This is a genomic window from Bacillus sp. lyk4-R2A-2, from assembly GCF_030209735.1.
Classification (GTDB): Bacteria; Bacillota; Bacilli; order Bacillales; family Bacillaceae; genus Bacillus; species Bacillus pumilus.
Genome location: NZ_JARVRK010000006.1, coordinates 836,291 through 849,072, shown reverse-complemented (window position 1 = coordinate 849,072; position 12,782 = coordinate 836,291). Strand labels below are relative to the sequence as shown.

13 protein-coding genes and 1 riboswitch are annotated in these 12,782 nt (G+C 39.6%); of the genes, 6 read left to right on the top strand and 7 right to left on the bottom strand.

Annotation, left to right across the window (positions count from 1 at the left end; translation table 11 throughout):
• The first annotated feature begins 3 nt into the window (after positions 1-3).
• The 3 genes from QRN39_RS15175 (at position 4) to QRN39_RS15165 (ending at position 3,074) form a co-directional block, all read left to right on the top strand.
• Positions 4-543, top strand: a complete 540-nt coding sequence (locus tag QRN39_RS15175; protein ID WP_253621980.1) for a DUF2247 family protein — start codon at positions 4-6, stop codon at positions 541-543.
• A 532-nt stretch (positions 544-1,075) separates the two neighbouring features.
• Positions 1,076-1,552 (top strand): YxiF family protein, encoded by a 477-nt coding sequence (locus tag QRN39_RS15170; RefSeq protein WP_284907553.1) that lies wholly within the window; start codon positions 1,076-1,078, stop codon positions 1,550-1,552.
• A 328-nt stretch (positions 1,553-1,880) separates the two neighbouring features.
• Positions 1,881-3,074, top strand: coding sequence for an MFS transporter (locus tag QRN39_RS15165; RefSeq protein WP_212045761.1), 1,194 nt, complete (start codon positions 1,881-1,883; stop codon positions 3,072-3,074).
• Between the two features lie 243 nt (positions 3,075-3,317).
• Here QRN39_RS15165 and QRN39_RS15160 read toward each other — a convergent pair whose 3' ends face one another.
• From QRN39_RS15160 to QRN39_RS15150, 3 genes are all read right to left on the bottom strand, one after another.
• Positions 3,318-4,220 (bottom strand): quinate/shikimate dehydrogenase, encoded by a 903-nt coding sequence (locus QRN39_RS15160; RefSeq protein WP_284907552.1) that lies wholly within the window; start codon positions 4,218-4,220, stop codon positions 3,318-3,320.
• 18 nt (positions 4,221-4,238) lie between these two features.
• Positions 4,239-5,420 carry an MFS transporter gene (locus tag QRN39_RS15155; RefSeq protein ID WP_044139103.1) on the bottom strand — a complete coding sequence of 394 codons (1,182 nt, stop codon included), beginning with the start codon at positions 5,418-5,420 and terminating at the stop codon, positions 4,239-4,241.
• A 440-nt stretch (positions 5,421-5,860) separates the two neighbouring features.
• The gene (locus tag QRN39_RS15150; RefSeq protein WP_050944620.1) at positions 5,861-6,880 is read right to left on the bottom strand and encodes a LacI family DNA-binding transcriptional regulator; all 1,020 of its coding nucleotides are present in this window, start codon (positions 6,878-6,880) and stop codon (positions 5,861-5,863) included.
• A 264-nt stretch (positions 6,881-7,144) separates the two neighbouring features.
• Positions 7,145-7,224, top strand: a riboswitch (glycine riboswitch).
• 162 nt (positions 7,225-7,386) lie between these two features.
• Here QRN39_RS15150 and QRN39_RS15145 point away from each other — a divergent pair.
• On the top strand, positions 7,387-8,733 hold the full coding sequence (locus tag QRN39_RS15145; protein WP_050944619.1) for an amino acid permease: 1,347 nt from the start codon (positions 7,387-7,389) through the stop codon (positions 8,731-8,733).
• A gap of 46 nt (positions 8,734-8,779) precedes the next feature.
• Here QRN39_RS15145 and QRN39_RS15140 read toward each other — a convergent pair whose 3' ends face one another.
• Positions 8,780-9,460: a DUF3169 family protein gene (locus tag QRN39_RS15140; RefSeq protein ID WP_003215128.1), complete on the bottom strand. Its 681-nt coding sequence runs from the start codon at positions 9,458-9,460 to the stop codon at positions 8,780-8,782.
• The gene (locus QRN39_RS15135; RefSeq protein ID WP_003215336.1) at positions 9,457-9,663 is read right to left on the bottom strand and encodes a helix-turn-helix transcriptional regulator; all 207 of its coding nucleotides are present in this window, start codon (positions 9,661-9,663) and stop codon (positions 9,457-9,459) included. Before QRN39_RS15135 ends, QRN39_RS15140 begins: the two co-directional genes overlap by 4 nt.
• Before the next feature lie 171 nt (positions 9,664-9,834).
• Between QRN39_RS15135 and QRN39_RS15130 the strand changes: the two genes are divergently transcribed.
• A complete protein-coding gene (locus QRN39_RS15130) occupies positions 9,835-10,458 on the top strand; it encodes an NUDIX hydrolase (RefSeq protein ID WP_284907551.1) in 624 nt (207 codons plus the stop codon).
• An 11-nt stretch (positions 10,459-10,469) separates the two neighbouring features.
• Here QRN39_RS15130 and QRN39_RS15125 read toward each other — a convergent pair whose 3' ends face one another.
• On the bottom strand, positions 10,470-10,952 hold the full coding sequence (locus tag QRN39_RS15125) for a DUF4188 domain-containing protein (protein WP_003215117.1): 483 nt from the start codon (positions 10,950-10,952) through the stop codon (positions 10,470-10,472).
• A 4-nt stretch (positions 10,953-10,956) separates the two neighbouring features.
• Positions 10,957-11,508: a PadR family transcriptional regulator gene (locus QRN39_RS15120; protein ID WP_251190582.1), complete on the bottom strand. Its 552-nt coding sequence runs from the start codon at positions 11,506-11,508 to the stop codon at positions 10,957-10,959.
• A 175-nt stretch (positions 11,509-11,683) separates the two neighbouring features.
• Here QRN39_RS15120 and QRN39_RS15115 point away from each other — a divergent pair, with 175 nt between their 5' ends.
• Positions 11,684-12,562: a hypothetical protein gene (locus tag QRN39_RS15115; protein WP_113387515.1), complete on the top strand. Its 879-nt coding sequence runs from the start codon at positions 11,684-11,686 to the stop codon at positions 12,560-12,562.
• The last annotated feature ends 220 nt before the right edge of the window (positions 12,563-12,782 follow it).

The window sequence follows — 12,782 nt, the reverse complement described above, 5'->3', positions numbered from 1 at the left end:
AAAATGAAAAGTTCTATAGAGGTCTTAAAAACTTATAATATTCATTATGATTGGAAAACTATATATGTAGGAATTAGGCTAGATTTGATTTCATATAAAGAAATAAGCAAGTATGCTGTGGAATATTTATCTAATCATATTGAATGTGAAAATTCTTTAATCCTAGAATTAGCTTGGGGAGCTGGCGACCCAGATGAAGATTATAGAAAACTTCAAATGGTATTGGTAGAATTATATAATGATTTGATAGAAGAAGAATCCAGCCAATGGGACATTGAAAAAAGGAAATGGAGATATGGTATAACTTCTCACTTAAAAGAAATAAATAAGAATTCAACTGAAAAGTTGTTGGATGAACTTTCTGAAGTATACGCAGATTTTGGTTATCCTGAGGATATGGAACCGTTTATTCATTATATGCCTCCTTCAGATGGTTATAATCCGTTGTTGTATTCAAAAGAAGAGAATATAAATAGATTAGCATCTCTTTTTGAGGAGTTTTTACAAAAAGAAAAAGCATTTGTTCAATTTGAGCAAATGTAACTACTGATTAAAAGGTGCCTAATGAAAATAAAACTTGAATTCGAACAAGAAGTTACAAACTACTATAAGTGGATAGAGCAAAAAGTAAATGAACTTAAACAGCTAAGTGTATATAGTATTAATGGATATTGCTTTTTAGATGATGTGATACTTTATGAAACAGCCAGTTGTCGAAATTTTTTCGATGACTAGTTGGTTCATTTCAATTGATGAAAGCAATGCTGTTCCCCATTAAGATACCATTTGTCCATATTTCCACTTGTGTACTATTCATAATCCCTATTTTTTAATGAATCCCTGCAACTTCAATCGAACGGTCTCTTCTTTTACACTGATCGAATAACTCACTCCTTTTTCATACAAAAACACCCCAAATTGTTTTATGATGTGCTATACACAATTTTCAACTTAATGGTTTTTAATATTTGTTCCGATTTATGCTTAAAGAAGCATATATATAAATTAATTGATTATCTAATGAAGGATGTATCTGATAAATACAAGATGGAAAGGGAATATTAAGGTCACCAAAATGAATAATAACCCAAAAACTAAAATCGAAACCTTAAAAAGAAGAGGCAGAAGAAAGCATTTAATAAACGAATTAAGCTATATGACACTTCCAGAAAACGCATTTTTAGATATCGAAGAAAATCAATTGTTTTGTCAAAAGGTTTTTACTTTCCTTCAATCAAGAGAAGAGAAAGTTCAAATATATGGAAACCACTACCGAGAGCATATTGAAAAATCTGAACAGATGTTAAAGGAAATGGTTAAAAAGGTAAAAATAACACCTACACAAGGCAGAATACTATTTTTTCGAGATCATGAAATTGAAGCCCTTTTAGTGGATGTGGGTGAAGTGTTTAGTCACTTAAACCAGCTTCTTGAGCAGACCAAATTTTCAACTGGATATGGTGATTTTCTTTTAGTCGCAGAGGATTTTCGTTTTGGTTTATGCATAGAGCGAACGGAATATTATTATGAGCTAAGTATTTGGGGGTTATAATAATTAACGATGAATAGAGTTGACACATCTTTTAGGGAGTGGAATGAACCACTCTTTTTTCCTAACGATGGAGTCATACGCTTGATCGATGATTTTCTCTCAAATTTAAGCAATTCACTATCATTACCTTTCACATTCATATAAAATAAGAGCAGTGAAAAATTGAAGACATGCTTGATACATGAAGGGCATGTAAGCGGTGAGCTGCATGACATGATGAGATGTATGAACGTGAAGGCTGCAAAGCTGTTCTTCCTCACATATGAGATCTTATAAGCGTAACCATTATTTATCACTTCATTGCGATGGTGTTGAGGGGTGTGTCAGGATGAGGAATCCGTATGTGAGAACGGCTTCTAGTCTTTATATCAATTATTTTTTATTAGGGATGGTCAATATTATATTGGCTTCCAATATGCCATTTTTAATCAAACAGTTAAATACCAATAGTGCAGGAATTAGTTATATGATTTCGGCGCTTGGCATTGGCAGGGTGCTTACGTATGGTTTATCGGGCGTGCTGTCAGATCGTTTTGGGCGAAAGCCAGTCATTTTGGTTTCGGGTGTGCTGATGGCGGTGTTCCTCATCGGAATTCCGTTGTCTCCAAATTACCAAATCGCGTTTGCGTTTGCGATTTTGGCAGGGGTCGCGAATTCAGCGATGGATGCAGGGACGTATCCTGCATTAATGGAGGCTTTTCCGCAAAACTCGGGATCTGCGAATGTGATGGTGAAGGCCTTTATATCAATTGGGGCAACCATCTTGCCATTGGCGATTTTCTTTTTAGCAGAGCATGATTTGTTTTATGGAATAGCATTTTTTGTTCCTGCTCTGATCTATCTTGTGAATGTCTTGATGCTGTGGACCTTGCCATTTCCGAATCATCGCAAGGTGGAGCAAGTCCAGGTAACGGAGCATGACGGACTTCCGCGCTTCTCGACAGAGCCTACATTTTGGAGAGAAGGGATCGCACTCATTGTGATCAGCTTTACGTCAAATGGGCTATATGCGTTGCCGCAAATTTGGCTTCCTACTTACGGTGAGGCCATATTGGGGATGACATCGGGCAGTGCTGTGAAACTGCTTAGTTACTATAGCATGGGCGGGCTGCTGTCTGTCGTGATGCTCGCATTTTTGTTGCGCCGTTTTGTCCGTCCGGTCACTGTGCTGCTGATCTATCCAATCATTACACTTGTTTCTATTTGTGTGCTCTTGGTCGTGAAATCCCCAGTCATCGGAACCGTCAATGCTTTTGTATTGGGATTTTCAACAGCAGGAGTTTTTCAGCTGACGTTAACTGTGATGGCTGAATTCTTCTGGAAAAACAAAGGAACGATGACAGGAATTATCTCCACAGCGGGCGGTGTGTCGGCTATCGTCATTCCGGTCGTAACAGGTTTAATTCAGAGTCACTTGTCCATTTTACAAATCTTTATGTTCGATGCAGTGGTGGCTGTTGCGGCCATTATCGGCGCACTGTATATCCTGTATCGATACCGCCAAATCATGGTACATGATTAAAAAAAAAGACGACCTCCGCCGGAAGTCGTCTCAGCGTGTAGACAAACCCTCGCATTCTTTGTCAGGGCTGTGCTCCGGTGCTCACGAATGTCAAATTCGCTCCGCTCCTGTGCTCGCCCTTCCTAGACTGCAAAGGTTTTCTATCACGCTGAAAAGAAGACAAAGGGCTAAAATGAAGATCATTTTAGCCCTTTGTCAATAATTTAAGACGACCTCCGCTTAGGAAGTCGTCTTTCTTTTGTATTAGAAACGGTCGTTTTCAAAAAGAATCTGTTTCACTTGATCAACTGGCATATCTTCACCAGTAAAGAGTTTGTAAGCAAGTGCACCTTGCCATAGCATCATGCCAAGACCGTTAATGGTTTTTGCGCCAGCTTCTTGTGCTTGAGCAAGGAGCTTTGTTTTTTGCGGATTGTATACGACATCTGTCACGATTAAATCTTCACGCAGAACATCAAGCGTATCATCAATGATGCTGAGCTGATCTAGTGGTTTCATGCCAAGGCTTGTCCCGTTTGCTAGGATCGCACTTTCTGCTACTTCACGGCGGAACGCGTCTTTGTCTTCAAGTGGGAAAATGTTCGCTTTGACACCAAATGATTTCATTTCTTTGTTGATGTACGTCACATTTTCTTCAGCTTGAACAAAATATTGATCATTACGAGCAAAAATACTAATTTCACGAATACCAGATTGTGCAAGCTGAATCGCAATCGGAGTAGCGGCACCGCCTGAGCCAACGAGTGTGACCTTTTGTCCAGCTAATTCAACGCCATGCTCAATCAAGTTTCTCACGTAGCCAAGACCATCTGTGTTGTAGCCAATCAGCTTGCCATCCTTGTTCACAACGGTGTTGCTTGCACGTGTGTATCTTGCAGAATCGTCTAGTTCATCTAAGTAATCCAATACTTTCATTTTGTTCGGCATAGAGACGTTAAATCCAGCAGCACCCATTGCTTTCATACCGTATACGGCTGCTTCTAGTTCATCATTCCCTACTTCAAATGCGAGGTAAGCATAGTTGATCCCTGTTAGTGTATAGCCAAGGTTATGCATCCGTGGTGAAAGGCTGTGCCCGATTGGTGTAGCAAGAAGACCGACTAATTTTGTTTTCCCATCAATATTTCGTTCATGTATGTTTGTCATGATTGACATCTCCTTTAATTATCTAAATAATTTTTTCATGCGTCCAAGAACAAAGACCGCTAGCAATACGCTCATAACCGCAATGATCATATCGAAAAATAACGTCATTTTAATATCGTACGTGCTGACCAACCCACTTGTAATGAGCGGCACGAGAATAAACGCGGAGCTTGCCGCAATGTTGACGTAGGATGAAGCCGTTGCTTTGTTTGTCGGGAATAGTTTCATCATGATACTCATCGCCAGCTGGAAGATTCCCGCTGTAAATAGCCCTAAGAAAAAGGTGCTGACAATCACAATGCTGTATGTTTCGATTTGAAATAATGAAAGCATCGCAAGGAATGCTCCAATTGGATAAATAATTGCAACCATAATAGGTGAAATGAATTTATCTAAGACGATCGACAGCAAGAGAACAGACACCAGTGCACCGATACTAAAATAAGATAGAAGCTGTGTGGCTTGTTCTGTGCCAAGTCCGATTAATTTTAACCCGAGCTGCGGAAGCCATGTCTGCCATACGACAAACAATGCAGTCGACGTGAACCCCATGAGCACAACAGCTAAGCCTTCACCAAGCATTTTAGGTTCTTCCTTCATTTGTTCCTGTACTGGAAGGTCATCCTGTGAAGAGACTTGCTTATGGTTCGGGAACGGCATAAAGATTAAGTAAATCCCAACAAGTAAATAAAGAAGCCCTAGTCCAAAGAACGCCCAGCCCCAGAAGATGTCATGTGCAATAAGGAATGCCAGGATAAATGGAAGAACAGTCGCTCCAATTGAAACGGACGCCTTCACTAAAACAGAAGCTGAACTTGCCTTTTTAGGAAACGATTCTGTCAAAGCAGGATATGTTCCCGAATCAAGTAACGAGTTTGCAATCCCAGCAGAAATCGCAAAGATAAATGCTAGTGTATAACTTGTTGTCGTTGGAATACCGATTAAGAATAATAAGTAAAGAAAGTTTCCTGTAATAATGACAGGCTTACGTCCCCAGCGGTCGGCTAACCGGCCTGAGAAAAAGAGAGCAACCAGTTTACCAATTCCGATCGCCGATACAAGCAAGCTGATTTTCGGAATATCCACATGGTAGCGTTCAGATAAGCTGTCCATGTTGGAAGCTACAATAATATTGATCATGCCGAGCATGAAGTAGTTTAAATACATGCCAACAGACGATTTAATATAAGGATTTTTCATGTTCCCACTCCTATATTTGAAACCCTTTAGGGTCAAATTCTTTGTACACCCTTTGTTATTTCCTTAAAAGTAAATAATATGATGCCCATCACAACACCCCTTGTGTAATTGATGAAAAAAATAATGAATATTCATCTGTTTTCCAATTAAGTACATCGTTCTACTAAAACCTAAAAATAAAAATAGAATTGATAAGAAAGTAAATCTTCATAATTTGATCAGAATCAGAAAATTCCACTTTTAACTGATGTTGATTAAAAAAACGATACTCTGAAATAGGTATAACGATATACTAAAAGAAGCAACGAGATAAATATACTCCTGTGTTTTAAATGTGTCAAGTTTATGACTTTGTGATTTAAAAAAAGAAAAATGAAATAAAGAAATGGTTGACTTGATCAATAAAAAAAGAGAATTGCTGCATGCAATTCTCTTTTTCATCATGAGGGAGCGGTTTCTCTAATATGAAGTTGAGGCTTTAAGATCAATCTCTGCAGCTCTTCATCCTGCTCGTTCATTTTATGATATAAAAGGTTCGCTGCTTTTACCCCGATGGATCGGGGGAAAGAGGAAACAGTGGTGAGCGGCGGGTGGTACATCTCCGCTTCAGGAACATTATCGAATCCAACCACATCGATATCTTCACCAGGCTTGATGTCCCGTGCTGACAGTTCTTGAATGACTCCAAATGCGACTAGATCACTAAAACAAAAAATAGCAGTAGGAGGCTCAGGCTGATCAATCACTTGGGCAAGCGCTTCTTTCCCGCCTTCACGAGTAGGTTCTATGTCAATAATAAGAGAATCATCAATCGTCAGATTTTTTTCGTCATGGGCTTTTTTGAAACCTTTCATCCGCTCAATCCAAGTCGATGAGGTCTTGATGCCGCCTAAGAAGGCGATACGCCGATGTCCCTTTTGAAGAAGATGACGAATCGCCATCCAAGCACCTTGTTCATAATCAACGCCGACATAGTCACATTGCACATCTGATAATTCACGATTTGCCAGTACTTTTGGGGTGCGAATTTGATTTAATTGTTTGACCGTTCGTGCAGAGCTTTTTGAAGCTGGGTTTAAAATAATCCCGCCCACTCGGTGCTCTACCATTGTGGAAATGAGCCGCTCCTGTTTATCGACACTGTCAAAGGTCGTACCAAGTAAAACAGTATAGCCCAGTGATTCAAGCGTGGTTTGCACGCCAATTAAAAACTCAGAAATAAAGGTGTTAGAAATATCCGTGACAATCACACCAACGATATTTGAGCTTTTTGACCGCATGTTGGCAGCAACGCGGTCGTATACGTATCCTAAGTCCTCCATGGATTGCAGTACTTTTTTTCGAGTGGCTTCAGAGATTCTAGGATTATTTCGAACAACAAGTGATGCCGTTGAAGTCGAAACACCGGCATGCTTGGCGACTTCCTGTAATGTGACACGCTGTTTGTTCATTTTTTTCATTTGTTTTCACCAACTTCCATGGATTTCCTAACTTTGTTCTTGATCAAGAGGGATTTCTCCAGCAAACGAGCCGAACATCTTTTGATTTATTATACATGAATCAAGAGGGATTGATGAAGTGAAGTTATATGGCTACCACCGTCAATCATAAAAGATTTCCATTGACAGCTTTCTTTTAGAGGCGTAAAATATGAAATTATTCAGAAATAGCAACATTTTAATTAAATAACGAAGGCTATGAATGCTGTGGGTCACACTATGGCAGGAGCAGCTTCTGGAGAGACCGCATGAATGTGCGGCGCCGAAGGGTTCACAATCTCAGGCAAAAGGACAGAAGAGTACGAAATATTGTATTTGTAATGCATGGATGACGCCGTGTATTGCTTTTCGCTATTTTGCTATTCTTTTATGACCGAGAGATTGGAGCGCATCCAATCTCTTTTTTTATGGACTTTTTGAGAGTTCATTATTTCAGTATAAGATCGTGTCGTAGGAGGGCGTTAGCATTGGAACAACAAGAATTGAAACGAGATTTATCAAACCGCCATGTTCAGTTGATTGCAATTGGCGGAACCATTGGGACTGGGCTGTTTTTAGGCTCTGGAAAGGCCATTCAATTGGCAGGTCCATCGATCATTTTTGCTTATTTAATTGTCGGGATGGCGATCTTTTTTGTCATGAGGGCACTTGGTGAACTGCTCTTATCGAAGACAGGCTATCAGTCATTAACCGATATTGCAGAGGATTACCTTGGTCCGTGGGCATCCTTTGTGACAGGATGGACGTATTGGTTTTGCTGGATTATGACCGCGATGGCGGATGTTATTGCTGTCGGAGTGTATGTGCAGTATTGGTTTGATATCCCGCAATGGATTCCTGCCATCATTTGTTTGTTGATTTTACTAGGATTTAATTTATTAACGGTGAAGCTTTTCGGAGAAATGGAATTTTGGTTCGCACTCATTAAAGTGATTACGATTCTATTATTGATCGGCGTTGGAATTGTCCTTTTAATCATTGGTTTTCAAACAGATACAGGGCCTGTGACGGTAACGAATCTTTGGTCACACGGCGGATTATTCCCTCATGGTGTCACAGGCTTCTTACTGTCATTCCAAATGGTCATCTTTGCGTATGTGGGAGTGGAACTGGTCGGTGTGTCCGCGGCAGAAACAGCCAATCCGCAAAAAAACATCCCGTCTGCGATTAATAAAATTCCATTAAGAATTCTATTTTTCTATGTGGGCGCCATTTTTGTCTTACTATGTATCAACCCATGGACTGAGCTCAGTGCATCAGAAAGTCCTTTTGTAAAAACCTTTGGGCTGATTGGAATTCCAGTAGCAGCGGGACTCATTAATTTTGTTGTCTTGACGTCTGCGGCTTCGGCTTGTAATAGCGGTATGTTCTCGACGAGCCGAATTTTGTATAATCTCAGTCATCAAAAACAGGGCCCATCTTCCTTTGGACGTCTGAATAAGCACGCTGTTCCAAGTAATGCACTATTCGTTTCAACAATTGTGGTATCGGTCGGTGCTCTCTTAAGCAAGCTAATTCCGGAACAAGCCTTTGGTATTGTCACAACCATCAGTGCCATTTGTTTCATTTGGGTATGGAGTATTATTTTAATTTGCCATTTGAAATATAAAAAAACAAAGCCTGAACTGCATGCAGCATCTACCTTTAAAGCACCGTTCACACCTTTTGTAAACATTTGTGTTCTTGTCCTTTTTGCTGCCATTCTTGTGATCATGCTGTTTGCGGATGCAACACGCCCGGCGCTCTTGTTAACACCGGTTTGGTTTGGTTTCTTATTATTGATTTATGCACGAAAGAAACGCCGTGCATCATAACTGACAGAAAAGCACAGCCTTTGCAGTAGGCTGTGCTTTTGTTCATTTAACGATTTCTAATCCTGAACATATAATTTGCATTCAAAATGATTAAAACAAGTCCAATCACGATGATTGAGAAGAGTTGAGAGTGATTGGCTCCAAGGGAATACACAATCAGAATAAACATGGCACTGGTCAATAAGATGTTCATCATTTGATACGTGTGAAACAGTCCGCCAAGCATCACATGCTTTTCACCTTCGTCAGAAATAGCGAGCAGCTTTTTACTATAATCTTTGTCAGACGGGCTTGGGAGATTGCGATTAGGGTAGACAAGTTGTAGAACGGATATCGCTACATAAGAACTGATAATGGTGACGATAAATAAAGCAACATTGACGAGAATCAGCCAAATAGGCTGTTCGGTAACGATAGCCATACCGGTGGCAATTATGGACAAAATGGTACTCACCGTATTGGATAAAGTCGAATCAGTAAAGGTGCGATACTGTTTTGCTTCGAGTTCATCCTCTTCATCTCCAGATACCGAAAGAGATACTCTTTTCTTCATACGTGAAATCCCTGAAAAACAATAAACAATCAATACAATCGTCAATCCACTGATGACAAGTGTCGCTTCGAATGCAATATCAAGAAGTGTCATTTCAAATTCGGCAGCCAGCAGACAGTAAGCGCCGAGAAAGCCAAGGAGAGCACCTGAGAGCAGTTTGTATACAGTTTTCATGATAGTTCATCCTCCTCGAATAGAAAAATACGTTCAATGGGTTCCTGAAAAATTCGTGAAAGCTTAACAGCGAGCAAGAGAGACGGCATTAATTCATCGCGTTCCATTAAGCTGATGGTCTGACGAGAAACCTTTGCACGCTTGGCAAGCTCAGTTTGGTTCAAACCATCACGTGCACGAAGCTCTTTTAGCCGATTTTTCATTCTGTCACCTCAATTTTGATCTGAATCTTTCTTTGATTGTAAAACATGTTATTCAAATTGACAAGTAAAGTTGTCAATTTGATAAAAATAATTGTCAGATAAGATCATCTTTCTTCAAAAGGTGAACCATGATACGCTAAAAGAAAGAGAAACAGAAAATAGGTGATGCCCGTGTTCATTGACCAATTAAAAAATGACTTACATCAATCTCAACCGTTATTTATTGGAGAAGAAACAGCGTTCAAAGCTGCAGTCCTTGTCCCTTTGGTGCAAGTAAACGGAGAATGGCATATTTTATTTGAGGTGCGATCGCTCATCATGAGAAAACAGCCGGGAGATATTAGCTTCCCAGGTGGCAAACTCGACGGCAGCGAAACAGCACAGGAAGCTGCATTGCGAGAAACACATGAAGAGCTGGGCATTCCGCCAGAATCGGTGGAGATTCTTGGACAGCTTAGTCCTTACATTGCGTCTCCATCCTTCGTGGTCTACCCATATGTCGGGATCATTGATGAACAAAAAGTGAAACACTCCTTCAATCAAGAAGAAGTAGAAGAGACCTTTACCGTGCCTCTATCATGGCTAATTCAATATGAGCCGTACCTACATCATGTATCCGTTCAGCCAATACCTGCTGAGGATTTCCCTTATGAAAAAATCATGAATGGTGAGAAGTACCGCTGGGGAAGCCGTTCGATAGAGGAATGGTTTTATGATTATGAAAACTACACCATTTGGGGATTAACAGCCCGCATATTAAAGCATTTTGTGACCGTTGCAAAAAGAAATTCCTAGAGATTCGCTCTCTAGGAATTTGTTGTTTTCAGCCGTTCTTTCGCTGTTTGTTTTCCTTTACCAATTGGAATAGGCGCTCTCGCTTGGCTCAGTCCATAAGAAGGCATATTCACATAGACAGATTCATACGAGCCGGCTTGAATTTGATAGGTTTCATGATAAATACCCACTGCGTCATTGTTCTGAGCCCTCTGATGGAAGTTCTTCCAAGCCGCCAAATGTTTTTCCATCTTCGCATAAGCCAGAAGGTCATCTGTTGATTTCCAATATTGGATCATCGCTGTCGTACGTAAGCCAAAGTAATTCTCTGTTCCGAGGAAACCAAGCTCATCTTGATGGGTATACAGCTCTTTGATCATGCCAGGCATCGCCATGAACACAGGCATCCATTGATGGACCGCCCAGCGTTTGTTGATCCGCATGCCGATAATAAACACAACAATCGAGTCAGAATTCTCTGTTGTAAATCTGCCAGCACGTATGTCTTTTTTCATTCATTTACCCTTCCTTCTTCATCAAGTGGGATGTTTCCACGCACCAATCAATTCCTGCTTGAGCCACTCTTTTTCCGTAATCTAAAGTAAACAGCCAATACTTCGCATCTGCTTCATCTGGATAAAGCTCTTGAATGTTTTCTTCAATCGAAACATAGGTCTCATAACGGATACGAAGCTGCCTTTCATAATCCTGTAGCAGTACCAGCTTTTTCTCAATCGAAAGATATTGACCGAAGAATAACTTTAATAACACTTCATTTCGTTCCGTTGGTAACTGATCGAGAGGCTTTGCCAGCCACTCTCTTAACGTCTCCAGCCCTTTTTCAGTCAGATGATATTCCCGCTTGTCGGAGCGGCCAGACGTAGAAGCGGGTGAAACCTCAGCAAGACCTTCCTCGACTATTAACTTTAAAGCTGGATAAATTTGTCCATAACTAATTTTCCAAAAATGATGCAAGCTCGTATCAATTAATTGCTTCACTTCATACCCAGACTTACAATCTGTCGTTAAAATACCTAAAATCGCATACGTCGTATCATTGTATTTTTTCATATCAGCACACCTATCTAAAAGATATATCATTTAGATATATAATAATTGATATTCAGTGGAAAATACAAGCAGGTTTTAAAATTTTATAAAGGGGGTGATGAGATAACAGATTTTGTTCATTGTGTTTTGACATGATAATGGAGAAAAAATACACATGTTAACAGAGGAGGTACGTATGAGCAAATTGAAAATGTGGATCGTGTCTATCCTAACAGTGCTAGTCATTGGTGGAGGCAGCTGGACAGCATATCAAGCAATTGCACAAAAAAATTCATTGAACCATTCCTATGCATTTGCGTATAAAACGAAAGATAGAATGAGCTGGTTTAAGGTATCTGAGAGTAAAGGGAAAGTAACGGGGCATTTGAATGAAAAGTATGTAGAAGAAGTGAGATGGGATCCGCATATCTATAAAAAACAATTTGTCTTATCCGGCAGTTCAAAAGAAAACGGGTATGAATTCAAAGTCACACAAGGTAAAGAAACGATCGTATACGAAGTTCATTTTTCAGGTAAAGACCTTTCAGTGAAAAAACAAGGCGAAAAGAAAAGCACGATTTATAAGGCAATCAATCAAAGAAAGCTAGATAAATATCATAAAGATATTCAAAAACGATATGATTATCTATTCGATACCGCGGAAAATAGGTTTTATGATAGTATGAGAAACTTCAAGGAGAAAGTGGCGAAGATCTATGGTTTTCTCTATACGGCAAAGGACAAACAACTATTTTTACAGGTGAAAACGATGCATATTGAGCTTGGATGGACCGGCTCCCTTCTAATAACAACTGTTCCTGAAAAAGAGTGTAAGCCTTATAAAGAAATGAGATTAGAAGTTTCGGGTGAGACGGATGGAAGAAATTTTTTTATGGGCTATGAGCCCTCAATTGAAGATGGAATCATTCAAGGTTCCACTGATCGAGATGTAAAATCAATCAAACTTCCATTTAAAATGACAGGCGGTACCGTAGAGTTAAAAGCGGTCACGAAAAAGGAATATCAAAAACAAGCGAATGCTTTCAAAAAGCAGGCGGAAGAAAGAAAAAAATAGATGGTGGAAACCAGATGAGTAAACTTATCTGGTTTTTTATCATGGAGATAGTTCTTATTGATGATAAAAGGATATCGATGTATAAACAAGCGAGAAAGGTTGTTTCAATTAAATTAAAGAAAATCAATTTAGGTATATAGACCTTAATAAATTTCAAAAAAATAAATGTTGACGCTTTCATATAATCGATATATACTAAAAACAAATCCAATATAAATAA